26 protein-coding genes and 1 tRNA gene are annotated in these 25406 nt (G+C 64.6%); 10 read left to right on the top strand and 17 right to left on the bottom strand.

Annotated features, from left to right (window positions below; translation table 11 throughout):
• Positions 1 to 32: 32 nt before the first annotated feature.
• Entirely contained in the window at positions 33 to 167 is a 135-nt protein-coding gene (locus Harman_RS21900; RefSeq protein WP_268812783.1) for a DUF7128 family protein, read from the bottom strand.
• A gap of 85 nt (positions 168 to 252) precedes the next feature.
• On the opposite strand from Harman_RS21900, the gene Harman_RS01255 reads away from it, so the two are divergent.
• On the top strand, positions 253 to 2370 hold the full coding sequence (locus Harman_RS01255) for an AAA family ATPase (RefSeq protein ID WP_137682012.1): 2118 nt from the start codon (positions 253 to 255) through the stop codon (positions 2368 to 2370).
• 277 nt (positions 2371 to 2647) lie between these two features.
• On the opposite strand, the gene Harman_RS01250 is transcribed toward Harman_RS01255, so the two are convergent.
• The 5 genes from Harman_RS01250 to Harman_RS01230 all read right to left on the bottom strand — a co-directional run bounded on the left by Harman_RS01250 (position 2648) and on the right by Harman_RS01230 (position 5575).
• Positions 2648 to 3661 carry a DUF4349 domain-containing protein gene (locus tag Harman_RS01250; protein WP_137682011.1) on the bottom strand — a complete coding sequence of 338 codons (1014 nt, stop codon included), beginning with the start codon at positions 3659 to 3661 and terminating at the stop codon, positions 2648 to 2650.
• 78 nt (positions 3662 to 3739) lie between these two features.
• On the bottom strand, positions 3740 to 4558 hold the full coding sequence (locus tag Harman_RS01245) for a carbon-nitrogen family hydrolase (protein WP_137682010.1): 819 nt from the start codon (positions 4556 to 4558) through the stop codon (positions 3740 to 3742).
• The gene (locus Harman_RS01240; protein ID WP_137682009.1) at positions 4555 to 4986 is read right to left on the bottom strand and encodes an SRPBCC family protein; all 432 of its coding nucleotides are present in this window, start codon (positions 4984 to 4986) and stop codon (positions 4555 to 4557) included. Before Harman_RS01240 ends, Harman_RS01245 begins: the two co-directional genes overlap by 4 nt.
• Positions 4987 to 5053: 67 nt before the next feature.
• Positions 5054 to 5281 carry a DUF7123 family protein gene (locus Harman_RS01235; RefSeq protein ID WP_004592831.1) on the bottom strand — a complete coding sequence of 76 codons (228 nt, stop codon included), beginning with the start codon at positions 5279 to 5281 and terminating at the stop codon, positions 5054 to 5056.
• 63 nt (positions 5282 to 5344) lie between these two features.
• Positions 5345 to 5575, bottom strand: a complete 231-nt coding sequence (locus tag Harman_RS01230; protein WP_235007133.1) for a DUF7525 family protein — start codon at positions 5573 to 5575, stop codon at positions 5345 to 5347.
• 87 nt (positions 5576 to 5662) lie between these two features.
• On the opposite strand from Harman_RS01230, the gene Harman_RS01225 reads away from it, so the two are divergent.
• The gene (locus tag Harman_RS01225; RefSeq protein WP_137682008.1) at positions 5663 to 6838 is read left to right on the top strand and encodes an LEA type 2 family protein; all 1176 of its coding nucleotides are present in this window, start codon (positions 5663 to 5665) and stop codon (positions 6836 to 6838) included.
• Positions 6839 to 6861: 23 nt separating this feature from the next.
• Here Harman_RS01225 and Harman_RS01220 read toward each other — a convergent pair whose 3' ends face one another.
• From Harman_RS01220 to Harman_RS01195, 6 genes are all read right to left on the bottom strand, one after another.
• Entirely contained in the window at positions 6862 to 7092 is a 231-nt protein-coding gene (locus Harman_RS01220) for a HalOD1 output domain-containing protein (protein ID WP_137682007.1), read from the bottom strand.
• Positions 7093 to 7260: 168 nt separating this feature from the next.
• Complete coding sequence (locus Harman_RS01215; RefSeq protein ID WP_137682006.1) at positions 7261 to 8295, bottom strand: phosphate signaling complex PhoU family protein; 1035 nt, start codon at positions 8293 to 8295, stop codon at positions 7261 to 7263.
• A gap of 91 nt (positions 8296 to 8386) precedes the next feature.
• The gene (locus Harman_RS01210) at positions 8387 to 9457 is read right to left on the bottom strand and encodes an ATP-NAD kinase family protein (RefSeq protein WP_137682005.1); all 1071 of its coding nucleotides are present in this window, start codon (positions 9455 to 9457) and stop codon (positions 8387 to 8389) included.
• Positions 9458 to 9653: 196 nt separating this feature from the next.
• Entirely contained in the window at positions 9654 to 10349 is a 696-nt protein-coding gene (locus tag Harman_RS01205; RefSeq protein ID WP_137682004.1) for a competence/damage-inducible protein A, read from the bottom strand.
• A gap of 77 nt (positions 10350 to 10426) precedes the next feature.
• Positions 10427 to 10501: transfer RNA gene (locus tag Harman_RS01200), tRNA-Glu, on the bottom strand.
• Between the two features lie 67 nt (positions 10502 to 10568).
• Positions 10569 to 11783, bottom strand: a complete 1215-nt coding sequence (locus Harman_RS01195; protein WP_137682003.1) for a helix-turn-helix transcriptional regulator — start codon at positions 11781 to 11783, stop codon at positions 10569 to 10571.
• A 329-nt stretch (positions 11784 to 12112) separates the two neighbouring features.
• On the opposite strand from Harman_RS01195, the gene Harman_RS01190 reads away from it, so the two are divergent.
• From Harman_RS01190 to Harman_RS01175, 4 genes are read left to right on the top strand one after another with little or no spacing between them, the layout of a single operon-like run.
• Positions 12113 to 13228 carry a branched-chain amino acid ABC transporter permease gene (locus Harman_RS01190; RefSeq protein ID WP_137682002.1) on the top strand — a complete coding sequence of 372 codons (1116 nt, stop codon included), beginning with the start codon at positions 12113 to 12115 and terminating at the stop codon, positions 13226 to 13228.
• Positions 13225 to 14508 carry a branched-chain amino acid ABC transporter permease gene (locus Harman_RS01185; RefSeq protein ID WP_137682001.1) on the top strand — a complete coding sequence of 428 codons (1284 nt, stop codon included), beginning with the start codon at positions 13225 to 13227 and terminating at the stop codon, positions 14506 to 14508. The genes Harman_RS01190 and Harman_RS01185 overlap by 4 nt, the downstream gene beginning before the upstream one ends.
• A complete protein-coding gene (locus tag Harman_RS01180; RefSeq protein ID WP_137682000.1) occupies positions 14501 to 15331 on the top strand; it encodes an ABC transporter ATP-binding protein in 831 nt (276 codons plus the stop codon). The genes Harman_RS01185 and Harman_RS01180 overlap by 8 nt, the downstream gene beginning before the upstream one ends.
• Positions 15328 to 16083, top strand: coding sequence for an ABC transporter ATP-binding protein (locus tag Harman_RS01175; RefSeq protein WP_137681999.1), 756 nt, complete (start codon positions 15328 to 15330; stop codon positions 16081 to 16083). Before Harman_RS01180 ends, Harman_RS01175 begins: the two co-directional genes overlap by 4 nt.
• An 18-nt stretch (positions 16084 to 16101) precedes the next feature.
• On the opposite strand, the gene Harman_RS01170 is transcribed toward Harman_RS01175, so the two are convergent.
• The 3 genes from Harman_RS01170 to Harman_RS01160 form a co-directional block, all read right to left on the bottom strand.
• Positions 16102 to 17469, bottom strand: a complete 1368-nt coding sequence (locus tag Harman_RS01170; RefSeq protein ID WP_137681998.1) for a substrate-binding domain-containing protein — start codon at positions 17467 to 17469, stop codon at positions 16102 to 16104.
• Positions 17470 to 17656: 187 nt separating this feature from the next.
• On the bottom strand, positions 17657 to 18268 hold the full coding sequence (gene sod / locus Harman_RS01165; protein WP_137681997.1) for a superoxide dismutase: 612 nt from the start codon (positions 18266 to 18268) through the stop codon (positions 17657 to 17659).
• A gap of 181 nt (positions 18269 to 18449) precedes the next feature.
• Positions 18450 to 19847, bottom strand: coding sequence for a cryptochrome/photolyase family protein (locus Harman_RS01160; RefSeq protein ID WP_137681996.1), 1398 nt, complete (start codon positions 19845 to 19847; stop codon positions 18450 to 18452).
• A 106-nt stretch (positions 19848 to 19953) separates the two neighbouring features.
• Here Harman_RS01160 and Harman_RS01155 point away from each other — a divergent pair, with 106 nt between their 5' ends.
• On the top strand, positions 19954 to 20748 hold the full coding sequence (locus tag Harman_RS01155; RefSeq protein ID WP_137681995.1) for an enoyl-CoA hydratase/isomerase family protein: 795 nt from the start codon (positions 19954 to 19956) through the stop codon (positions 20746 to 20748).
• Between the two features lie 152 nt (positions 20749 to 20900).
• On the top strand, positions 20901 to 21416 hold the full coding sequence (locus Harman_RS01150; RefSeq protein WP_137681994.1) for an Lrp/AsnC family transcriptional regulator: 516 nt from the start codon (positions 20901 to 20903) through the stop codon (positions 21414 to 21416).
• Between the two features lie 53 nt (positions 21417 to 21469).
• On the opposite strand, the gene Harman_RS01145 is transcribed toward Harman_RS01150, so the two are convergent.
• A complete protein-coding gene (locus tag Harman_RS01145) occupies positions 21470 to 21751 on the bottom strand; it encodes a UPF0058 family protein (protein WP_137681993.1) in 282 nt (93 codons plus the stop codon).
• Between the two features lie 71 nt (positions 21752 to 21822).
• Positions 21823 to 22038, bottom strand: coding sequence for a ribbon-helix-helix domain-containing protein (locus Harman_RS01140; RefSeq protein ID WP_004517946.1), 216 nt, complete (start codon positions 22036 to 22038; stop codon positions 21823 to 21825).
• Between the two features lie 255 nt (positions 22039 to 22293).
• Between Harman_RS01140 and Harman_RS01135 the strand changes: the two genes are divergently transcribed.
• Entirely contained in the window at positions 22294 to 23631 is a 1338-nt protein-coding gene (locus Harman_RS01135) for an isochorismate synthase (protein WP_137681992.1), read from the top strand.
• Positions 23628 to 25406, top strand: a complete 1779-nt coding sequence (gene menD, locus Harman_RS01130; RefSeq protein ID WP_137681991.1) for a 2-succinyl-5-enolpyruvyl-6-hydroxy-3-cyclohexene-1-carboxylic-acid synthase — start codon at positions 23628 to 23630, stop codon at positions 25404 to 25406. The genes Harman_RS01135 and menD overlap by 4 nt, the downstream gene beginning before the upstream one ends.

Here is a 25406-nt window from a genome sequence, read left to right as displayed (position 1 = left end):
GGGGTGACGTGTGACCGTGGGGACGAGGACCGCTACTGGATGTAGGACGGGTCCTCGTCGTCGCAGTTCTCCTCGTGCTGGCGCGCGTCGCTCTGGTCGTCGAACATCAGGCCACAAGTCTCGCACTTGTACCACGTTATGTCGTCTCGTTCGGTTTGGACAACCATGCCAAAAACTCGGATGGCCGTCCGTATATTATTTTCCCGCAACACAACGGGAACCCTCAAGGGGGTCGGATTGCAAGAAGGCGGCATGAGCGGAGCCGCTGACGCCGGTGTCGAACTCACGGTCGAGGGTGCGAACAAGCGCGACGCCGGGCGCGGTATCGCACGGTTGCCGGAGTCCGCACGGACCGAACTCGGAGTGTTGAGCGGGTCGCCGGTCATCATCGAGGGCGACGACGTGACCGTCGTGAAGGTGTGGCCGGCCGACGACGACGGCTCGTTCGTTCGCATCGACTCGGACACCCGAGCGAACGCGGGCGTCAACATCGGCGATACGGTCACAGTGACGAGCGGGTCGGTCTCCGAGGCCACCGAAATCGCCGTCCAGCCGGTCGAACCGATGCCGGGCAGAGAGGACTACGAGAGTCTGGTCGGGAAGCGGCTGGTCGACCAGATTATCCAGGCCGACGAACGGACACACATCGAGGGGCTGGGGACCTTCCTCGTCCGCAAGACATCCCCATCGGGACCGGTTCGCGTCACTGGCACGACATCGGTCACGGTACTGCCGGGCCTCGACGGTGGCAGCGACGCGAGCCAGTCGTCGTCCGGCGAGACGACGGCGGCGAACACACCAACCGCTGAGACGGAATCCGAAGTGAGCTACGAGGACATCGGCGGCCTCGACGAGGAACTGGACCGCATCCGTGAGATGATAGAGATGCCCCTCTCCGAACCCGAGGAGTTCCGCCGACTGGGTATCGACCCGCCAAGCGGCGTGTTGCTCCACGGACCACCCGGGACAGGCAAGACCCTCATCGCTCGGGCGGTCGCAAACGAGGTCGACGCCTACTTCGACACCATCTCCGGCCCCGAAATCGTCTCGAAGTACAAGGGCGAGAGCGAGGAGCGCCTGCGCGAAGCCTTTGAGAAAGCGGAAGCCAACGCCCCGGCCATCCTCTTTGTCGACGAAATCGACTCCATCGCCGGCTCCCGCGACGAGGACGCCGACATGGAAAACCGGGTCGTCGCCCAGTTGCTCACGCTGATGGACGGCCTCGAAGACCGGGGCCGCGTCGTCGTCATCGGCGCGACGAACCGCGTCGACGCCATCGACCCCGCGCTGCGCCGGGGCGGGCGCTTCGACCGCGAAATCGAAATCGGCGTCCCCGGCGAGCACGGCCGCCGGGAGATTCTGGACGTGCACACCCGGGACATGCCGCTGCACGAGGACGTGGACCTGGACCGCATCGCCGCCCAGACCCACGGCTTTGTCGGCGCGGACCTCGCCTCACTGACCACCGAAGCCGCGATGGCCGCGCTCCGGGCCGACCGCGAGGACGGCATGGTCCACCGGGACGATTTCGAGACGGCCCTCGCCACAGTCGACCCCAGCGCGATGCGGGAGTACGTCGCCGAGTCGCCGTCGGCGACCTTCGACGACGTGGGCGGGCTCTCGGAGGTCAAGCAGACGCTGACCGAGACTATCGAGTGGCCGCTGTCGTACGGTGAACTGTTCACTGCGACCAACACAGATCCGCCGAGCGGTATCCTGCTGTACGGGCCGCCGGGGACCGGAAAGACGCTGCTCGCTCGGGCCGTCGCCGGCGAGAGCGACGTGAACTTCATCCACGTCGCCGGCCCCGAAATCATGGACCGCTACGTCGGCGAGAGCGAGGAGGCGGTCCGCGAACTGTTCGAGCGCGCCCGCCAGACCGCGCCGAGCATCATCTTCCTTGACGAGATCGACGCCATCGCCAGCCACCGCGGCCAGGGCAACGAGGTCACCGAGCGAGTCGTCTCGCAGTTGCTCGCGGAACTGGACGGGATCACCGAAAACCCCAACCTGGTCGTGCTGGCCGCGACCAACCGCCGGGACATGATCGACGACGCGCTGTTGCGGCCGGGCCGCCTCGAACAGCACGTCGAGGTCCCGAACCCCGACCAGGCGGCCCGTGAGGAGATTCTCACCGTCCACACCGAGGGGAAGCCGCTCGCGGGGGCGGTCGCTATCGAGGACATCGCCGAAGAGACTGACGGCTTCTCCGGCGCAGAGCTTGAGGCCGTCGTCCGGGAAGCGTCGATGTTGGCTATCCGAGAAGTCGCGTCCGCTTACGGACCCGAGGAGGCGACCGAGAACGCCGACGACGTGGAGATTACCCCTGAACACTTCGAGGAAGCATTAGCGCGGGAGCGGTCGCGCTAGGCTATCGACGCCCCGGGTACCGTACGTTTGCTCTCGGCACTTGCGCGTCGATGAGACGCTTCGCTCCGACGAGTGTATGAAAGACGAGGAGCGGCGACGACATCCGCGACTCCGGGAGAGGAGTGAAAAGGCTGTCCGGACAGCCTTGGCGGACGAGCGACGCCGAGTGGCCGAGCAGCGAGACGGGCGTTAGCGCCGGCATCGACGTGAAAAGCGCCTTGCCGGCAGCTACCAGTAGCGATTGCACACGCAAAAAAGGCCCGGTGTGCGGCCCCGGCTAGGCGTCGTTGTCGGGCGACTCCGCATCCGACTCGTCAGTTGGCTCTTGATGTGGATTCTCACCGCTTCCGTCTCTGTCCTCTGTATCTGGCTCCGATCCGCTACGTCGTCCTACCAGCGGGAGCGACCGCCCACGAAGGAACCGTCGGCCACCGACGACTGGAACGGCGAGGACGACGAGCCACGGTGCGAGGCTCGCAGCGGTCACAAGCAGACCACGGGTGAACACGTACACGTCAGTCACCGATGAGAGGAACGCCGAGACCAGCGACCGCTCGTGGTAGGGGACCTGCTGGGCCGACGGCTCCGGCGCTGGCTCGTGAATCTCGACGCGTAGCGTCGAATAGGCGACCCGCTGTTCGAGCGAGCGCTTCTGGGCCTCCAGGCGCTCGATGTCGCTCTGGACCGACGACAGCTCCTCCTCGATACGCAGCAGTTCCTCCGTGCTGTTTGCCTGCTCGTAGAATGTCCGCAGTCGGTCGCGGCGCTCCCGGAGGTTCCTCAGCCGCGCTTCGAGATCGACGAGCTGGTTGGTCACGTCCTTCGTCGTGGTCTCCTCGGAGCGGACCGTCCCCTGCTCGCTCACCATCGACTGCATCGGTTCGTACTCTTCGCTGGGTACTCTGACGACGATGTAGCCGGTGTACCACGTCTCGCCGTCGTCGCGGTGGAGTTCGCGGTTAGAGTCGCTCACGTACCCGCCGGAGGTGCGAGCGCGGGCGGCGATTGCCTCGGCCGTGGTCGAGTAGTTCTCCACCTCGACGACCATCCGCCCGTTACGGATGATTGCCCGGTCCGTCGCCGCGTCGCCGGCCTGGATGTTCTCACTATCACCGGCGTTCGCCCCGGAATCCGCCGCCTCCGGTTGGCTCGAACCATCGCCGCCGTCAGCCATCTGTGCGCCATCACCGCCACCTTGCGCCTCGCCCGCATCGCCGCTCCCACCCATGCCGGCACAGCCGGCCAACAGGAGGAGGGCGACGACAGCGAGGACCCGGACTCGCGAAACCATACGGAACGTACTCGTCCTGAGAGCGGCATAACGACGGCGAACGCTCAAAAGCCGCTTTTTGTAAAACGGCGACTGCAGTTACGACCAGTCCGTCCGGCGGTCCGCAAGCGCCGGGAACTCATCGCGGACTTGGTCGACCCGATCGGGGTCGACGGTGGCGGTCACCAGCGCCGGGTCGTCGTCGGCGCTGGCAAGCGTCGTCCCCCACGGGTCGTACACCGTCGACCGGCCCAGCAGCTCCGCGTCCGCGAACTGTCCCACGCCGTTCGCGGCAGCGACGTACAGCTGGTTCTCGACGGCCCGGGCGCGGCCGAACAGCTTCCAGTGCTCGACCCGCGGATAGGGCCACGCGCTCGGGACGAGCGTCAGCGTCACGCCCTCGTCGACGAGATGCCGGTACAGCTCCGGAAACCGGAGGTCGTAGCAGGTAGTGATACCGATTGTGAACCCCTCGAACTCGACGGTCGGAATCGTCCGGCCGGCCTCCAGTAGCTGGGACTCCGCCGAGTCGTAGCCGAACAGGTGATGCTTGCGGTACACCGCCTGGCGCTCCCCGTCGCGGTCGAAAAACACCGCCGTGTTCGCCAGTCCCTCGGAATCGGGCACGTCGAACCCGCCGTCGTCGCTGGCTTCGAGGTCCTCGACGATACTGCCGGCCAGCACCGCCACGTCCTGCTCCGTAGCGACGCTGCGGATTTGGCTGAGCGTCTCGCCGTCCAGCCCTTCGGCCTCGCGGGCGTAGCGGTCGAACGCGAAGTAACCGACGTTGAACAGTTCCGGGAGCACGACGAGGTCCGCGCCGTCCGTGGCCGCATCCTCAATGGCAGTCGTCGCGCGGCCGACGTTTTCGCTAACGGAATCCGACGACACGTCTATCTGTGCAAGCGTGAGTCTCATGCTTCGACTTCGAGGTCGTCCCGCAGCGCCTGTTCGAGGTTCTGCATCTCGTCGTCGAGGTTCCGCTTGAAAAATCGCTCGACGCCGGGGAGCTTCCCGTCGACGATAAACCGGTTCGTCAGTTTCGTTCCGCCGTCTGCCGTCTCTTCGAGTTCGTGTTCGCCCTGGACGGTCATCACCTTCGAGCGACCGACGAAACGGGCGTATTCCGGGCGGCGCTGTTCGACATCCTCGGTTTTCACCGTTAGCGTCTGATTGACTACCGGAATCGGGAGTTTGATCGACCAGTTCGCGTGCGTGTCATCGATGACTTCCCAATCGGTGACGACGCTGATCGGCCGAGCCCGTTTCTCCGGGTCGGTGATGAATTCCCAGACACGTTCCGGTGTGGCCGGCACAGTCATCGTTCGCTCGACCCGGACAGTCATAGAAGGTACTGTGGACTACTGGCCGATGAAACCACCGATTGACGTGGTGTGTAAAATTCGGGTGCGGCTATCCCGTCGGCGTGACGCGCCATGTTGTCGACCTGGCGCGTCCCCACTTCTCGATCTCGACTTCGTCGGCCTCCTCAGCGAGGCGCGGGAGCCGCGCTCCCACCTGCTTCGACGAGAGGCCGAGCTGCTCAGCGATGTTCTTCGCGCGGAAGTAGCTCTCCCCGCGCGAGACGCTGTCCCGGAGATATTCGAGAATGCGTCGGTCTTCCTCGCTGTAATCGGCCATACTAGAGGATAGTTCTCAGCGTTTTTAACGGTTCCCTTCACAGTCTCTCCGTTGATACCGACGTTAGGCGTCGTAGGCGTGAATCGCCACGATAGCTACGCCAGCGGCAAGCATCGCGAGCCCGAACGCGCCGCCGGAAGTCACGAGCAAATTCCCGGTGTCAAGCTCCTGTGCGTGTAAAATTGCGTAGTTGTAGCTGTTCGTTGCTGTGGCCACGGCCGCACCGACTGAGACGAGTCCGAACAGCAGGGCCAGGCCCATCCCCATGTCGCTTTTCGACGCCTTGGAACTCATGTACGACGCTTTCGGTGTTGCCCACTTAGTTCATTCGGGCTGGGGCCACAGGACATATATCTACCCGCAGGAGAGAGGAGAGCAACTATGGGTACGTTGAAAACAGTTGGCGTCTTGCTCGTCGTGGCCGCCGCTGCCGTGGGTGGCAGCGTGGCGCTCGGCGTGCTGGGCACACCCGGTGTCGAGTCCGTCGACAACCACTTCGCGGGCGTTTCGAACCAGACGACCACCGTGGCGACGGCTCTGACCGTAAACAACCCCAACCCCGTCGGCGTCCAGCTGGGCGGCGTCGGCATCAATTACACCATCTCGATGAACGGCGTGGAGATGGCACGAGGAGCCAAGCAGGGTGTCGGCATCGGTACTGGTAACTCGACACTGCAGTTCAGCACCGAGATGCAAAACGACCGCATCCCGCCGTGGTGGGTCACCCACATCGACAACGGCGAGACGACGACGGTCGGTATCGACTCCGCCGTCACGTCTTCGACACTCGGCGGCCGGTCAGTGTCCGTTAGTCAGGAGCGTACCATCGAGACGGACCTTCTGGGCCAGTTCAACGCCACCGAGACGCGTCCCGTCGAGGCCGACCAGCCGCTCGTTTCCGACCCCGTACTCTACATCAACGAGACCCGCGGCGCGTGGGACCAGGGGAACCTCACCCAGTCCGAGACGCCGCTTGACCTCGGATTCGACGTGTACAACCCCAAGCCGTACCCCTACACCATCACCAAGGTCGGCTACACCATTCGGATGAATGATGTGACCGTCGGCGAGGGTGAGACCGACCGCGGCTACGTCCTCAGCCCCGGCGAGGAGACGACACTCGAAGCGAACACCGCCATCCAGAACGAGAATCTGGACCGCTGGTGGGTGAGCCACCTCCAGCGCAACCAGCGGACGGACCTCTACATCGACTTCTACCTCGTGCTTGAGGGCGGTGGGGAGCAGTTCCGGGTCGATCTGGACTCCATCGACTACCAGCAGGAAATCGAGACGGACATCTTCGGCAACAAGGCGCAGTATCCGACCGGCAACGGAACGAGCGCCGAACCCGACGATGGGTCGGGCGACGAGTCGCCGGACGGAGACGAAGAAACTGAAACTCCGACGCCGACACCCACGGAAACCGAGACGGATGACGGGCTACTGAGTGACGGGGAGACTGAGACAGAAACGGCAACGGCAACGGAGACAGAAACCACCGAGACGGAAACAGCGACACCGACTGAGACCGAAACCGACGACGGTTTGCTCGGGTAGCCGGAACTGCCGTCTGTCAGCTCTCAGTTCTCGACGCGGAGCGTCCCCGTCTCATCGACTGTTACCGTGTAGCCACAGTAGCGGAACAGCATCGGCGACTCGCTGGATGGGGTGTTCGGCACTGCGTCAAGTCGCTCACCGTCGACGACGAGGCTGAGGCTCCCGAGTTGGGTGGGATGGCAGTCCTCAAGCGTCGCCACAGCCTCTTTGACTGCGACGTGAACAGGAGTCGATTGGTCGACAGTCCGCTTCATGATTCTTTTAGCGTGTCAGGACGCAAAAACCGGCGACATTTTCATCCCGTTATCGCGTGCAAATGAACCGCGACAGCACAGTGTGAGACGCTGTGAATGCAGGACGTTCGACGAACCAGTGCAGAGCGCAGTAGCGTGACAACACGCCGACCGGCCGCACCTGATAGCTTACTCGATTGTCGTGTGCTCGGACTCCTCGTTGAGCGCGAGGTTGGTCGCAATTTCGGCGCTCCGGACCGCGAACTCGGCGGTCTGCTGGAGACTGACGAGCACTTCACGCACTTCCAGCAGCGCATCGTTGTCCATCTCCGGGAGGTCGTCCAGGATCTCGTGTTCCTTGTCGCCGATGTCCTTGTACAGCTCCCGGACCTGAATCGCGGTGTCGTAGTTCCGGTCGACAGCCGCCTGGACCGCCAGTTCGGTGATGTCGTTGACCTGGTCGGTGAACTCGCGGATGCGGCGCATCGTCGAGCTATCGACGTTGAGCGAGTGGTCCTCGGTCTCCAGGGCGATCTCGGCGATGTCCTCGGCGTTGTCCGCCGTCAGTTCGAGGTTCTTCGCAATCGACCGGTAGCCGATAAGCGGGAAGCCGTCGTTGAGGCCGATGGCCCGCGCGAGGTTGGGGTTCTGGTAGGCCGTGAAGATGAGCCGCAGCAACAGGACGAATATCTTGTTGGCCTGTCGCTCGCGGTTGAGCGCCCGCTGGGCGAGGTCCGGGTTGCCGTGGGCGAGAGATTTTACCGCCTCGTTGCGCATCGTCGAGCCGGTGGACTCCAGCCGCTCCAGTAGATTGTTCAGCGTGAAGTCCTCCGGGTCGACGGAGCAGCGAATCGCGATCCGGTCGGGCGTCTCCTCGATGACGCCAAGCCCCATCAACTGCGTTTCGGCGTTGTAGACCGCGTTGATGTGAGAGGATTCCAGTGTCTCGCCTTCCGGCGCTTCGACGTGGATGACGCGCCGGCCGAGCACGTACTGGGCGACGATAGCCCGCTCGACGGAGTCGGCGTCGAGGTTCTCCGCGTGGATGATAGCTTCCGATTCCTCAGTCTGGACGGATTCGGGCATGACCGTCAGCGTGCCCTTGCCGCCCATCCGCAGTGACACTTCGTCGCCCTTCTCAACGTCGTGTGCGCTGGCCCACTCCGCCGGTAACGTCATCGCGAGCGTCGACGGCCCCAGTCGCTGGACTTTCCGCGTTTCCATATGTCCTTTGTGGGGCGCCACATACCTTAATCTTGACTATACATGATAAAATACCGCGGCCGATCTATCATGGCTTGATTCCGCCGGGGTATCAGACGACTTCGACCAGTCTGCGCTCGTGGCGGCCGACACGTACCCGAATCCAGCCGCGCAGTTCCGCGTCCAGTTCCGGGTCGCCAGTGTCGACCCGGAGCGTCCCGACGCCGTCCAGCTTCCGCCGGGAGGCGACGACTTCGAGGTCACACTGCCGGATGACCGCCGGTGAAAGCTGCTGGTTCCCCCGGCCGAACACGAACCCCTGGCCGCCGATTGGCGAGACGACGATGACGTTTCGGTCGCCGAGCGTGTCGAGGATATCCGATTCGGCTCCGTCCCGGAGCAGTACCTCGCCGTCGCGCCACACGTCCACGCCCAGCGTCGTCCCGTCGAATCCGAGCTGTGCCTTGATAGCGCCGACGGTGCTTCCGGGGCCGAGGACGTACGTGACACCCGGTTCAACGGCGTCGGCGACGCTCTCGGCCAAGGACTCGACGCTCCCGCCACCCAGTTGCTTCGCAGACTGGCGCTGGTCGGCGACGGGGACCGTCGCGACGGCCCGGAGTTCGGTGACCACCTCGCCACCTCTGAAAGCGTCCTCGTCGATGTCGTTGACCTCCGCGCGCTCCGTCTCGGAGAAGCGGGCGATGATGCGGCCGGCCGCCCGCGGCGACACGCCGAACACCGACGAGTACACCTTGACGCCCGCCGGAACGCCCAGAATCGGAACGTCCGCGTCCAGTTCGGTAAGCGTCGTGGCTACGTCCACCGCTGTGCCGTCGCCGCCGACGAACAGAATCGCGTCCACGTCCGCGTCAACGAACGCTCGGATCGCGTCGCGGGTGTCCTCGCTGCTCGTCTCCTCGGAGTCCGCCGGGGAGCCGACTATCGTCGGGTCGAATCCCGCGTCGCGGGCGATCCCCGCACCCATCGGGTCGCCGTATGTGAGCAGTTCCACGTCCGCCCCCACCTCGGCGAGCGACTGGAGTGCTGACCGCGCTCGGTCCGGTGCGCGTTGCTCCGCGCCGCGGCTACGTGCCTCCGCAACTTTCCCGTCAGTGCCCTTGAGGCCGACGCGGCCGCCCATCCCGGCGATGGGATTGACCACGACACCGATTCGTCGCATTCGCCGTCTCTTGGCGACCCCGCGGCAAAAGCGGCCCGGGAGCGTGCCTTTCAAGCCACCCCGCACAGAACCCTCTGCTATGTCAGTTGTACTTCAGAGCGGCGTTCAGACAGGGATCATCAACGCGTCCGGCGCGGCCATCACGCTCGGCGGCCTGCTCCTGACCTTCCTCTGGCTGAACCACCTCTACCGGTAGTCACTCCGCCGTCGGTGACTCGACGCGTTCACCGAACCAGGCGGCCGCTTCCTCGACCAGTTCTTCCTCCGTCCCCTCGAACCGGACGGTCACGTGGTCGCCCGGATAGCTCCCGACCTTGACCGGGAACTGCTCCTGTACCTCCGCCAGCCGGTCGAGCAGGGCGCTCTCGGGTTCGTCGGCGTCGACGGTGCGGACGTACCGCTGCTGGCCGGCAAACTCTCCCGCGATTTCCTCGAACATCCGCTTCATCTCCGCTGGCACGCCCGGCAGGACGTAGCAGTTCTCGACGACACAGCCGGGCGCGACGCCCTCGTGGTTGGGCAGGACGCGGGACCCCTCCGGCACTTCCCCGGTCCCGTCCGTCAGGTCGTCGCGCGTGTAGCCGCCGTGTTCTTCCAGCCAGGCGAGGGCGTCCTCGCTCTCGACGACATCCCGGCCGAAGGCCGCGGCGACCGCCTCGATGGTCCGGTCGTCGTGGGTCGGCCCCAGGCCGCCGGTGACGATGACGGCGTCGAACTCCGCGTGGTACTCGTTGACCACGCGGGCGATGTCCGCGATCTCGTCGGGGACCACTGTCGTCCGGGCAACGGTGACGCCACGCTCCGCGAGCTGGCGTCCCAACCACGCGGCGTTCGTGTTGACCGTCTCGCCACTGAGCAGTTCGTCTCCGACGGTGACTACCGCGACGCGCATACCGCCTGGTTGGACTGGGAGACACAAATACTGTCGGTCACGGACTCGACAGTGTGTGTTATCGGTTCGGAAAGAAATGCTCCGTCAGGGATTTGAACCCTAGTCATCACCGTGAGAGGGTGATATGATTGGCCGGACTACACCAACGGAGCGTACACAAATCCGTAGATTGGAGATACGTATAATCATTGCGTTTCAGCCCCGCCCTGTGTTGGTTTCTCACTCGTCATCGAATGGCGACCCGGCGGCGTCCGGTTCCTGACCGGCGAGGCTGATGATGTTCTCCCGGCCGACTCTGAGCTTCGAGATGTCGCCTTCTTCCTCCATGTCAGAGAGGAGCATGCTCACCTTCGATTTCGACCAGTCGGTGTTGTCGACGATGTCGACCTGTTTCATTCGGCCGCCGTTTTCCTCCAGCAGTTTGCGGACGCGGTCGCTGTCGGTGAGTAGTTCCTCGTCGGGGACCGCTGGTTCGGCGGGCGTGTCTGTGCCCGCTGCTGTGTCGTCCGGCGCAGCCGTCGACGACTGTTCCGTGCCCCCCGCCACTGACGGTGCCGAAGCGGGCGGTTCATCGTCATCGGTTCCCAGTACCCCTGCCAGCGCGCCGGACCGCCACGCCGCCGCACCGCCAGCGACGATGGCGACCAGGATGACAACGGCCGGGAGCATCCACGACGGGCCGCCACCGGCCTCGCCCGGCGCGTCAGCGGCCACCGTGGTCCCGCCCTCCGTCTCGGCGCCTTGTCCGGTCTCGCGCGGTGTCAGTTCCACGTAAGGCCGGCGGTCGTTGAACGACTGCTCCCCGTTCCATGTGACGCTCTCGCTGTTCGCTATCGAGTCCGGTGCGCTCTGTGAATCCGGTGTCGGATCTACATCGGCAAACTTCAGCCCGGGACCGCGCTCGAAGACGAACGACTGGCTCTGGCCGATGTAGAAGCCGCCGTCGAACACGTCGCTGACGACGACCGAATCGCCCTCGACGACGGCGAAGTTACGCCAGCGAAACGACATCGTCACCGTCCCGGTGTTCTGGAGCGGGTCGACCGACGCCGACCGTTGGTAGTCGGTCGCGCTCATGTCCCGGTCGGTCACGTTCGTCCCGTACTGTGTCAGCGCTGTCGACTGCTCGACGAAGTTCTGATACAGCGGCTGTTCGGATTGCTCGAAGTTCTGAGCGAACTCCTCGAACTGCTGTTGCTCGGTGTCGTTTTCGAGCGGGGTCCTGTGGATAATTGCCCACCTCGCAGACCCGTTCTGATACAGCGTGACCTGGAACGTCGACCGGTCGAACCCGTCGGGCGTCTGGACGCCAACGCTCTCGTCGGTCGGCTGTGACACCGCCAACGGCGCAGCACCGCTCCCCAACACGAGAACCAGCACGAGACTGGCGACGACCAGGCGTACCATCTGTCGTATATCATCGATGGACTGCATAAAAGCACTGTGAATAGTTCTGTTCTACGCCAGTATCAGGCCGGAGTCCGGTGGTTTTTCGATACACCGACTATTCAATACGATGATAATTGGATCGGTTGGACTTGCTACTCCTGTGCCCCGTTCACGGTCTCTGCGGCAGCCGTCGCTGTGTTCCGACTGGCTGAATGCGGTTGCTGGTGTAGGTCGGTCTTCGATCTGGCAGTCGATATCTGACAAGAGGGTGGGAAGATTCCTGTTCCGACACCGGTATTTTGGCTTCTACACCGTCATTTCGCACGAATTTCCGGAGGGTTATTTAGACAGGAGGGTCCAACGAACGGTAACCTATGGGAATTGCTGCGTTCGCAAAGGACGGTCGCGTGGTGTTGGGTGACCGGCCGGGGGCAGTGGCGGTGGCCGCGGTCGCCGGCTTCCTCCTGCTGGATCTGGTCGCAAAGCTCGCCGGGACAACCGTGTTCTTCCTCGGAGCCAAACTGCTGGGTGGCTCGCTCACGGTCGGCTCATTACTCTCGATGGTGGTGGACGGGCTGCTCGTCGGACTGGCCGTGGGACTGGCCGGCATCGGACTCTCGATGACGTACAGCATCCTCGATTTCGCTAACTTCGCACACGGGGACACGGTCACTGCGGGGGCGTTTCTGGGGTGGGTCGCCGCGTACATCGCCGCCGGCCTCGGGACCGGCGCGCCGGTCGCCGAACTGTTCATGCTCAACTCCGGCCGGCAGTTGAGCACCGTGACGACCTTCCTGCCGGTGCTTCTCGGCCTCGTCGTCGCCGGCGTCGGGTCGGTCGGCGTCGTCCTACTCGTCGACCGCCTCACGTACCGCCCTATGCGCGACGCGGACAACATCTCCTTGCTTATCGCCTCTATCGGCGTCGCCCTCGCGCTGCGCTATCTCATCGCGTTCCTCTTCGGGACACAGACCAGCGGGGTCGCAAGCGGCGGGCTCCGGGTGACGGTTCTCTCTACGGTTTCGGTCACCGACAACGAGATCACGCTGCTGGTGGTGTCGCTCCTGTTAATGCTCGGCGTCCACCTGCTGCTACAGCGGACAAAGCTCGGCAAGGCGATGCGGGCGATGGCCGACAACGAGGACCTCGCGCGGGTCACCGGGATTCCGACCGAGCGCGTGATCCGGCTCACCTGGATTCTGGGCGGCAGCCTGGCGGGCATCGGCGGCTACCTGCTCGTACTGGAAAGCGGGACAATCTCGTTTAACTTCGGCTGGATTCTCCTCCTGCTCATTTTCGCTGCCGTCATCGTCGGCGGCATCGGCTCGATTTACGGGGCGATGGCCGGCGGCATCCTCATCGGACTGGTCGACAGCCTGGCCCTGATCTGGCTGCCCTCCGGACTGACGCGGGCCTCCGCGTTCCTGGTGCTAATCGTCGTCTTACTACTTCGCCCGTCCGGTATCTTCGGGGGGGTGTCGACGGCATGAGCGCCGTCGACTCCGTCCGGGACCGACTCGACGCGCTCCCGGATGTTGGGCTGGTGGTCGGCTTCATCGCCGGTATCTGGACCATCATGCTCCTCCTGGCGATAGCTGTCGGCGGCGCGGAGTGGACGAACCTCGCCGTCGGGTTCATCGGCAGCGTGACCGTGCTCATGGGCGGCTACGCCATCCTCGCGCTTGCGCTGAACCTCCAGTGGGGATACACCGGGCTGTTCAACATCGGCATCGCGGGCTTCATGGCCGTCGGCGCGTACACCACGGCGATTCTCACCGCACCGACTGATCCGGCCGCGGGCGCGGTCCCGGGGCTCGGCCTCCCGCTGTGGGTCGGCCTCATCGGCGGGATGGTTATGGCCGCTATCATCGGCGGCCTCGCGGCGCTGCCGGCGCTCCGACTGAAGGCCGACTACCTCGCTATCGTGACGGTCGCGTTCTCCGAGATCATCCGGCTCGTCGTCAACTGGGACGGGCTCGCCGAGTTCTCGCTGTTCGGGCTTCCGGTCGGCACCGGCGGCGCGACCGGCATCTCGTTCAAGTCCGCGAATGAGGTCGCGTCGGGGTTCATCAACGGAATCGGACAGCCGCTCGTGACCGCCGCCGAGAGCGTCGGCGTCTCCGGCCCGAACCTGGCGAACCTCACGTATGGACTCATGCTTTTGGGGGTGATGGGCGCGAGCTACTGGGTGCTCGCCCGCATCACGAACTCACCGTTCGGTCGGGTGCTGAAGGCGATTCGCGAGGACGAGACCGTGACCCAGTCGCTTGGCAAGGACACGCGCCTATTCAAGATCAAGACGTTCATGATCGGCTGTGCGCTGATGGGGCTGGCCGGCGTCCTGTTCCGCGGGCAGGCCGGCTACGTCAGCCCACAGCAGTTCAGACCGACGATCACGTTCTACGTGTTCGCGGCGCTCATCCTCGGCGGTTCCGGGTCAAACACCGGGAGCATCCTCGGCGCGGCGACGTTCTCGGGACTGCTGTTCTACCTCCCGGCACGGCTCGGCGAGAACATCTCCTTTGGTGGCACGAGAGCGCCCGGAAATATCGTCGACGCGGTCGCTGGACTCGCGTCACTCGATCCACTCCCGCTGCTTGCTTACACTGTCGGCAACGTCAGCACGCTCCGGTTCGTCCTCATCGGTGTCGTGCTGATATACATCATCCAGAACCAGCCCGACGGGCTGCTCGGTCACCGGAACGAGCCGGCAACAAGCGTGAGCCTGGACAGATCACAGGCCGGCCCAGGAGGTGAGACCGATGAATGAGTCCGACACTGTAGACCGACAGGAGACGGCCGTCACGAGCGACGCCATCGAGTCCCCGCTGCTCGAAGTCGACGGCCTCCGCAAGGAGTTCGGCGGCGTCGTCGCGGTCGACGGCGCGACCTTCTCCGTGGCCGAGGGGTCGCTCACCGGTCTCATCGGCCCGAACGGGGCCGGCAAGTCGACAACGTTCAACTGCATCACGGGCATTCACGAGCCGACCGGCGGTCAGGTCACCTTCGACGGGCAGGACATCACCGGCCTCGCGCCGTACACGCTCGCAAACCGCGGCCTGGTCCGGACGTTCCAGATCGCCCGCGAGCTGTCCGATATGACCGTACTGGAAAACGTCATGCTCGCGCCGGGCGGACAGGTCGGTGAGTCGGTCGTTCGCTCCGTGACGCCGGGGCTTCGCGGCGACGTAATCAAAGACGAGGAAGGCGTGCGCGACCGCGCGTGGGAGACGCTAGAGTTCTTCGAAATCGACCACCTCGCCCACGAGAACGCCGGCAATCTCTCGGGCGGCCAGCGGAAACTGCTTGAGATGGCGCGGGTCCTGATGACCGATCCCGAGATGATTCTGCTGGACGAGCCGCTTGCCGGTGTCAATCCGACGCTCGAAGAGAAACTGCTGGAGCGGATCCACGAACTCCGCCGGGAGCAGGGGCTGACATTCCTGCTCGTCGAACACGATATGGATGTCATCATGAACAACTGCGAACACATCATCGTCATGCACCAGGGGGGCGTCCTCGCCGAAGGGGACGCCGAGACCATCAAGTCCGACGAGCGAGTACTGGAGGCGTATCTGGGAGGAGACGTATGAGCCAGCGCGCCACGGAGTCCGAGACCGTCTCGCTTCCCGACCCGTCCGAGCGCCTGCTGGCGATCCGGGACCTCGACGCCGGCTACGGCGACCTGCAGGTCCTCAACGATGTCCACATGGACGTTGCGGACGGCGAGTACGTCGTCATCGTCGGCCCGAACGGGGCCGGCAAGTCGACCGTGATGAAGTCGGTCTTCGGCCTGACGACGTACATGGGCGGGCAGGTCGTTTTCGACGGGACCGACATCAGCCAGCGCAACCCCGACGAGATCATCTACGAAGGGATCAGCTACGTCCCACAGACCGGCAACGTGTTCGGGTCGCTGAGCGTGCGCGAGAACCTCGAAATGGGCGCGTACATCCTCGACGAGGTTCCGGAAGACCGCATCGAGGACGTGTATGACCGGTTCCCCATTCTCCGTGAGCGGTCCGACCAGTCCGCCGGGACGCTGTCGGGCGGCCAACAGCAGATGCTCGCCATGGGCCGGGCGCTGATGCTTGACCCGGACCTGCTGTTGCTTGATGAGCCCTCCGCCGGTCTGGCCCCGGACCTCGTCGAGGACATGTTCGACCGCATCGACCGCATCAACGACGACGGCACGGCAGTCCTGATGGTGGAGCAAAACGCAAAGGAAGCCCTCCGGCGGTGTGACCGTGGCTACGTGCTCGTGCAGGGTCAGAACCGCTACGAAGACGAGGGGTCGGTCCTGCTTAACGACGAGCAGGTGCGACAGGACTTCCTCGGCGGATAAAAAGAGCGTTTGCGGGCGTTACTGGTTCATCGCGCTGTTGATCTCGGACGTGTACGATGACTGCTGTTGCTCGAACCCGACCTGATTGACGACGGTCCCGCCTTCCGCCTCAAACGCCTCGGCGAACGCCTCCTGTAGCGCCTGGCCGTAGCTGTTGTTCACGTACAGCGTCGATGCGGTCTCGGCTTCGAGTTCGTCCACGCCGACCTGTGCCAGGACCTGTCCCTGCAAGGCGTCACTCGGCGGGGTACGGAAGATGTAGTCGTCGTCTTCGAGGTCGGTGATCGTCGGCGACGTAGAGGCCGGCGAACAGCCGACGACGCCGCTGTCGATAAGCACGTTACGGGCGACCTGTATCGTCGTCTCGGAACTGGCCGCGCCGGTAATCGACGGATATCCATCGCTGACGAGGGAGTTGGCCGCGTCGATGCCCGCCTGTGCCTGGGTCTGTGTGTCACCCACCTGGTAATCGAACTCGAAGTCGACCTGGTCTTCGAGTTGCAGGGCCGGGAGCAACGCGCCATCGCGGATGGGCCTGCCGAGCGAGCCGAGGTCGCCGGTCTCGGGCATCAGGACGCCAAAGCTGATCGTTCGACCGGCGTCGCTCCCGGAGCCGCTCGGTTCCGGCTGTGGGATGTCGTCCCCAGCGCTGAAGTCGACAGTGTTGAGCGTTTCGACGCCACCGCCGTCCTGGAAGCCAAAGACCTGGTACTGCGCCGAGGCCATGTCCCCGTTCTCGTCGAAGTTGACGGAACTGGACGCTCCTTCGTACTGGATGTTCTCGCCCGTGGCGGCCGCCTCGACAGCCGCCGGCAGGTCAGAGGGGCCGTACGTGTCGCCGCCCGGGTTGGCGACGACGCGCATGTGGTCCCGGATGGCCTGCCCGTCGTTTTCGCCGGCCATCACGTTCGCGAGGATCTGGACCGCCGTCGCGTCGTAGGCCTGCGATGTGAACACACCGGCCTCCTCGTAGTCGAACTCGGAGGTGAACTGCTCGGTGAACGTATCGACGCCGGGGCCGGCCGCCGAGGGGGCCGTACCGCGGACGTTCGACATGTCGTCGCCGACGTTACTCGGCAGTTCGCCGTCCTGCAAGCCGTCGGTGACGAGAATATCGGCGGCGTCGTCGCCATAGTCGGCGTAGAAGTCCTTGAACAGTTGCACACCGCTCTGGGGGTAGCCGACAACCATCAGAATGTCCGGTGAATCCGAACCGCCGTCGCCACCGGCATCCGTTCCGGTTCCGGTCATCCCGCCGTCGCCGCCATCTCCACCATCGCCGCCGGTCTGTTCAGTCGAACAGCCTGCCAATCCACCGAGCAGACCGACAGTGCTTACCGCCCCAGTGCGCTTCAAGAACGTTCGTCGACTGGAATCACGACTCATACCAGTTATCACTAATTCACCTCTTATAAAACTGTATCCTCCCGTAATGCTGCTATTCGGTCGTGTAATGCTATCACAGCGATAATTGTTCGATACGACGACCGAGATAACAAGGGCTCAGTTTCTTTCGACTGCGATGTCTCTCAGGCTCTCACGCACCAGCCAAAAAACGTCGAGTACTGCCCCGTTATTCGACGCGACCGACGACCTTCTCGTACTCTTCGGCGACCGTGTCCCAGTTGACAACCTCGAAGAAGGCGTCGATGAAGTCGCCGCGGGCGGGACCGTAGTCGTAGTAGTAGGAGTGCTCCCAAACGTCGAGTGCGAGGATGGGATGGGAGCCCCAGAGTGCGCCCTGGTCGTGCTTGTCGACCTTGACGTTGCGCAGCTGCTTGGCAACGGGGTCGTACACGAGCAGCGCCCAGCCACCAGCGGCTGATGCGGCGGCTTCGAACTCGCCCTTCCAGCCCTCGTAGGAGCCGAAGTCCTCCTCGATGCGGTCGAGGAGTTCGCCCTCCGGCTCGCCGCCGCCGTTGGGGTCCATGTTCTCCCAGAACAGCGTGTGGAGATAGTGCCCACTACCGTTGTGGGTGACGTTGCCCAGTGCGCCGGCGCTCGAACCGAACTCACCGGACTCGCGGTTCTCGGCGAGTGTCTCCTCGGCGGCTTCGAGACCGTTTACGTACCCCTGATGGTGGGTGTCGTGATGCCAGGTGAGCACCTGCTCAGAAATGTGTGGCTCCAGTGCGTCGTAGTCGTACGGGAGCGGTGGCAGCTCGGGATTTGAATGTTCGGACATATGAAAACGCCTCCATCAATTCCTGTCGCGTCGCTGCCTGTTAAACGTTTAGGAGCCATTCGTTACCATCCTGCATGGACAGGGGGACGGAGCCGCGACCGCCCGGCGCTGTGACGCCACGGAGCGGCTCCGTATCGGGTGTAAGCGTTCGGGAGAGTACAGCGAAGCGGAACGAACCGGCCTACTCGTCGCCCCTGGCCCGCTCAAACATCGCCAGGGCCTGCTCGCGGCGCTCGCTGTGGTCGACGACCGGGTCCGGATACTCCGGTGCGGCGTTGCGCCGCTGGGTGAGCGAACAGTCGTTCCACTCGTGGATGATCTGCGGGTCGGCGTCCCGGAGTTCTGGCACGTATTCTTTGATGTACGCGGCGTCCGGGTCGTAGTCTTCGCCCTGGGTCATCGGGTTGAAGATACGGAAGTACGGCTGGGCATCAGTCCCGGTCGAAGCCGCCCACTGCCAGCCACCGTTGTCGTTGGCCGTGTCGTGGTCGACCAGCTTCTCCCGGAACCACTCGTAGCCGTGTCGCCAATCGATGAGCAGGTCCTTGGTGAGGAAGGAAGCGACGATCATTCGGACGCGGTTGTGCATGAACGCCTCCTCTCGGAGCTGTCGCATTCCGGCGTCGACGATGGGATAGCCCGTCTCGCCGTCTTTCCAGGCCTGCAGCAACTCCTCGTCGTTCTCCCACTCGATGGGGTTCTCGTAGGTCTTGTAGTTCGAACTGACGACGTTTGGGTGGGCAAACAGCACCTGCGTGTAGAACTCCCGCCAGGCCAGCTGGGACTGGAACTCCCGTACGGACTCACGGCGGTCGCCGTCGGTGCCGTCCTTGGCGGCCTCGGTGCGGTCGTACACTTCCCGTATGCCGATTGTCCCGAACTTCAGATGGGGTGAGAGCCGGGAGGTACACTCGTCGGCCGGGAAGTCCCGTCGCTGTTCGTAGTTGTAGACGTTTTCATCGAGAAAGTCATCGAGCAGCGCGCGGGCTTCGTTGGTCCCCGCCGCTGGGACCTCCGCTGCTGGCTCCCCGAAGCCCAGGTCGGCAAGCGTCGGCAGTGCGTCCCCGTCGACATCGGCCAGCACGTCGGCGGACGGGGGGTCGGATGGTTGTGCTTTCTCGCGGTCGTGCCACTTCCGCCCGAAGTAGGTGAAGACGCTGTAGGGGTCGCCGTCGTTCGTGGTTATTTCGCCCGGCTCGTGCAACACGGCGTTCTGGACGGCCCCGCGGGCGACGTTTTCGTCGTCCAATGCCTGCCGAACGGCGGCGTCGCGCTCGCGTGCGAGCCCGGAGTAATCTTTCCCCCAGGTGACTTTCTCCGCGCCGTACTCGGCTGCCAGGTCCGGCAGGACAGCCGTGGGGTCCCCCTCGGCGATGACGAGGTCGCTGCCGCGCTCGCGGTACCACTCGCGTAGACTGTCGAGGGCGTCCAGCATGAACGCGACCCGCGGCGGCCCAGCGTGGTCGAGGACGGCCCTGTCGAAGACGAACACCGGGACGACCGGGTCGGACGGAGTCGCCGCGGCGAGGCCGGCGTTGTCCGCCGCCCGCAGGTCACGGCGATGCCAGTGCAGGCGCATACACGTACCACGGCCCAGTCCCGCGAAAAGGTACCGCCAAACGATGTTGGTCTGAGGAGTGGTGACAAACACCACTGTTATCTTCCAGCCGGGTGAGCGCACACGCATGGACGACGCGACCGTGACGGTGTCGACAGCGGGGGACGTAGCCACAGTGACGTTGAATCGACCGGAAGCGCGAAACGCGCTCTCGAAAGCGACGGCTGAGGCACTCATCGACCGGTTCGAGTCGGCGGCCGACAGCGACGCCCGGTGTGTCGTACTGGAGGGGGCAGGTCCCGCGTTCTGTGCCGGCGGCGACATCGACGCGATGCTCGAAGGGGTGAACGACGAGCAACCGCCTGCCGAGCGGGTCGAGCTGGTTGTCTCGTCGCTCCACGAGGCGATTCGGACCGTCCACAGCTGTCCGCTCCCGGTCGTGGCGAAGCTCGACGGTCCCGCCTTCGGTGCCGGTGCTGGACTCGCGCTCGCCTGTGATCTACAGGTCGCGAGTACGGATGCCAAGATCGGCTTTGGCTTCCGTCAGGTCGGCCTGGCGAGTGACTCCGGGGTGTCCTACTTCCTCCCGCGGATCGTCGGCCCGAACAAAGCCAAGGAACTCCTCTTTACCGGTGAACTTCTTGACGCCGAGACCGCCCACGAACTCGGGCTGTTCACAAAGCTGTTCGACGCGGAAACCTTTGAGTCGGAGGCGTCGGCGCTCGTCGACGACATCGCCTCGGGACCGACGGTCGCACTCGGCCACGCCAAGCGACTGGTCAACCGCAGCCTGGACAGTTCACTGGAGGAGGCGCTCGAAAACGAGGCCACCGCCCAGGGTGTCGCGTTCACGACTGACGACCACGAGGAGGGCGCGACTGCGTTCGTCGAGAAACGCGACCCGGACTTTCGGGGCCAGTAAAGTGATTACGGTGGCCGTCATCACCACTGATTCAGCGACCGTGCGATAGCAAACAGACAGATGGTACCGACAATTTTCCCCACGCTACCACGACCGGCCACCGACGGCGCGAGTGGCCGTGCTTGCACCACCGATACTGTGGAGGCCACAGCATGACCGATACCCCGGACTGGGAGTTCACCGAGCGGGACAGGTACGTTTTGCGTGAGCTGGCGGCGGATCCCCAGCGGTCGTCCCGCGAGATCGCGGACCTGCTGGAATCGAAGTACGACATCGACGTGTCCCACGTGACCGTCAGCGAATCGATCCGGAAGATGCGCGACGAAGGGGTCTTCCGTGAGACCATCGTCCCGAACGAGGAGCTGTTCAACTTCGCCCTGTTCGAGTTCAAATTCAATCCCGAACATTTCGCGGACTCCTGGCACGACGCGATGGTGTCCATCCGCGACGACCGGCACACGCTGTTTTACTTCCTCTCTGACGGCGAATATCAGTGGAAGTCAGTGATGATGTTCACGAGCCGGAAAGCCGAGTCGCGCTGGATACACGAGTTCTACAAGGAACACGGCGACGTGATCCAGAACGTCCGGAACTCAGTCGTCCACAACGTCCTGAAGTTCCGAACGAACCCGGAGCTGTTCACCGAACTCGACGGCAAGACGGAATAACGACGGGAAGAAAGAACGGCTGCAGTAAAGACGAGAGAGAGTCGGCGTCGCGGTTACAGTTTCCGCTCGGCGTCCTCGGCCAGTTCCTGCATCCGCTTGCTGACCCGGCCCGCGTCCGAGAACTCGTCTTCGCTCATCGCCGTCGCCAGCGAGTTCCCGAGCACGAACACGGCGTGTTTGTGCTCGCTCTTTGATTTGTGTACGTCCGAGGGGCGTACGTCGAGTTCCTGGTAGGCGTCAAACAGCTCGGGATCGACCGAGTCCATGTCATCGCGGAAGTACTCCATAATCGTCACCATCTGCTCGTGAAGTTCGAGAAGCTCGTCTTTGTGCATGGCTATAGTACGTGGCGGCACATCCATAAGAATTGCTTGAGAAGGGATACCAGACTCTCACGCCTGTATTTTCAGAAGACGTACTCGTCGTCGTGACCCATCATGCCGTCTTCTTCGAACCCTGGCTCCTCGTCTTCGTCCTGTGGTCCGGAGGTTTTGTACGCCTTGAGCCCGGTCGATAGGAGGTCTTCGATTGCTTCCTCTCGGTTGAGGAACTCGCCTTTCTCGACGAGCTGCGCGATCTGCATCTCCAGGTGTTCCGGGATATTGATCTCTACCTTAGGCATCGCAACATAGGGGGCTTCGACTATGCCCTATTTAAACCTGACGGGGGTGTGTTCGTAGATTGCAGAATTACAATTGTAGAACGCAGAGACGAAATTCGCGAAGAGAGAGATTAATTTCCTTGAAGATAAATGCCCGGGAGCGACCCCGAACAACGGTCTGCGTCGGTCGAGCGCTGTCGAAAACGCGACTGCGGCCGTCGTCCGGAATCGAGCGTATAGTTAGGCTCAAAGGTGCGCAATCCTAAGGCATGGCTGATGGAACCACTGCGTGGTGACGGGACGACGGTTGGTGAGACAACGGTCGTCGCACGCGGGTGTCGCCTCGACGACGCACCGGTGCGGGCGGTCCTCGAAACGGACGCCCGCCCCCGGTTCTTCTGGGCGGCCGGTACAGAGTCAATCGCGGCCCGCGGGAGCGCGGCGACCGTGACTGCCGGCGGGCAGTCGCGGTTCGGCGACGTGCAAGCGGCGGTCGAAGCGCTGTTCGAGGACTGTTCGGTCCCCGACCGTCTCCCGAGCGTCGCCCGACCGCGAGCGTTCGGCGGGTTCGCCTTCCACAACGGGAGCCACGAGGGGGGCGACTCCCCATGGGACGGGTTTCCCGGCGCGGCGTTTTTCCTCCCCGAGATACAGGTCACCGTCAGGGACGACGACGCCTGGCTCACGGCGACCGCGACGGGACCCGAGGCCGCCGCGGAGGCGGAGGCACTGCTCGACGAATGGCGGGACAGGCTGGCCGACCACTCCGAGCGTGAACCTGGGCCACCGCCGGGAATCTCACACCGGGAGCGAACGCCGACACGGGACGGCTGGCGCGAGCAGGTATCGGCCGCCATCTCCGGCGTCGACCGCGGCGACCTCCAGAAGGTCGTCCTCGCACAGAGCCTGAAAGTCGCGCTGGAGGCGGACCTGTCAGTTCCCGACGTGATGGCGCGACTCTCCCGGACGTACCCGGACTGTTATCGCTTCATGCTGTCGCCGGAGTCCGGCGGCACCTTCTTCGGCGCGACGCCGGAGCGGCTGGTCTCGGTCCGCGGGCGAACCGTCCGCACAGAGGCCCTGGCCGGCTCGACGGGGCGGGGCGACACGCCCGCCGAGGACGAGTGGCTCGCCGCCGAACTCTTAGAGAGCGAGAAGGACCGCCACGAGCACAAGCTCGTCGCTGACGCGATACGGGACCAGCTCGAACCGTTTGCCTCGACGGTCCGCATCGGCGACCGGACCATCCGCCGGCTCGCCACGGTCCAGCACCTCCGCACGTCGATAACGGCCGAACTCGACGACGACGAGCACGTCCTTTCGCTGGTCGAGGCGCTGCACCCGACGCCCGCTGTGGGCGGGCTGCCACCGGACGCGGCGCTGCGGACCATCCGCGAGACGGAGGCGTTTGACCGCGGCTGGTACGCCGCCCCCATCGGCTGGGTCGACGCCGCCGGCAACGGGACCTTCGCCGTGGGCCTTCGCTCGGCCGTCGCCACGGAGCGAGAGGCGACCCTGTTTGCGGGCGCGGGCATCGTCGCGGACAGCGACCCCGACCGCGAGTGGGACGAGGTCCAGCTCAAATACCGGCCGATACTCGACGAGCTAGAATGACCGCTCCGAACGTCAACACGCTGTGGGCGGAGACGCTCGTGTCCGAACTCGTCGCGGGCGGTGTTGAGGCGGTGTGTCTCTCGCCAGGGAGCCGCTCGACGCCGCTGACCGTGGCCTTCGCCGAGCACCCCGACATCGACGTGTTCTCCCACCTCGATGAGCGGTCGGCGGCCTTCTTCGCGCTGGGACGCGCCCGCCGGACCGGCGAGCCCACGCCGCTGGTCTGTACCTCCGGCACCGCTGCGGCGAACTACCACCCGGCGGTCATCGAAGCGAATCAGTCGGGCGTCCCGCTGCTCTTGCTGACGGCGGACCGGCCGCCCGAACTCATCGACAGCGGGGCGAACCAGACCGTCGACCAGGAGAAGCTGTACGGCGACGCCGTCCGCTGGTATCGGGACATGCCTGAACCCGAGGCCGAACCCCGGAAGATGCGAATGTTGCGGACCACGGCGGCCCGCGCACTCGCAAAGAGTACCGGAGCCGACCCCGGCCCGGTTCACCTGAACTGTCGGTTCCGGAAGCCGCTGGAACCGACGCCGGTGGCCGACAACGACCCGGCGGGCGTGCCGACGGACTGGGCGAGCGGCGACGACGCGGCCGAAACCGGCCGGGACGGCCCGTTCGTCACGACGAGCGAGGGTGTCACTTCGCCGGACGAGCGGACGGTCCGCCGCGTTCAAGACGTACTTCGGTCCGCCGAACGGGGCCTCATCGTCGCCGGGCCGGCCGATACCGGACTCAGCGCTGACTCGCTGACCCGGCTGGCGTCGGCGACCGGCTTCCCGGTGCTTGCGGACCCGCTCTCTGACCTGCGGTTCGGCCCGCACGTCGACCGCCTCGACGTGCCGGTCTGTGGCGGCTACGACGGCTATCTCGGAAGCGACGGCGTCAAGCGGTGGGGCGACCCCGATGTCGTCGTCCGCTTCGGCGCGTCACCGACCTCGAAGCCGCTCCGGCAGTATCTCCGGGACGCCGATTGCCGGCAGTTCGTCGTCGACCCGACCGGCGGCTGGCCGGAGGCGGAGTTCACGGCGACGGACCTGCTCGTTGCCGACCCTGACGCGACCGCAGACGCGCTTGCAGCAGAGACCGTGGGTGGTGTCAAGGCAGCATGGCGCGAGCAGTTCGCCAGGGCGGAGCGCGTCCACTGGGACACCGTCGACAATACTCTCACAGAGACCTATTGGGAAGGGGGCGTCCTCGCGGACGTGGCGGCGTTGGCCCCGGACCCGGCGACGGTGTTCGTCTCGAACAGCATGCCGATACGGGACATGGACCGCTTCGGCCGGCCACGCGACGCCGACCTGACCGTGCTGGGCAACCGCGGGGCCAGCGGTATCGACGGGATCACCTCGACGGCGCTGGGGGCCGGCAGCGCGACGGCGGACCCGCTCGTGCTCGTCACCGGCGACCTGGCGTACTACCACGACATGAACGGGCTGCTCGCGCTCGGTCGCTGTGCCGTGGACGCGACGGTCGTCCTCGTTAACAACGACGGCGGCGGCATCTTCCACATGCTCCCTATCGAGGACCACCCCACCTTCGAGGACCAGTTCCGGACGCCACACGGCCTCGATTTCGAACCGACGGAGGCCCTCTACGCGCTGGAGTTCGAGCGGGCGACCGGCCGCCGGCAGTTCCGCGAGCGGTTCGGCGAGTCGGTCCAGACAGATGGAACGCAGGTCATTGAGGTCCAATTCGACGCTGGCGACAGCCACGCAGTCCGGGAGCGACTGTCCGAACAGGTCGCTGCGGCCCTCGATGAAGACTGA

Source organism: Haloarcula mannanilytica (genome assembly GCF_005406125.1).
GTDB classification, from domain to species: Archaea; Halobacteriota; Halobacteria; order Halobacteriales; family Haloarculaceae; genus Haloarcula; species Haloarcula mannanilytica.
Note: the sequence above shows the minus strand (reverse complement) of the source record. Positions and strands in the feature narration are given on the sequence as shown.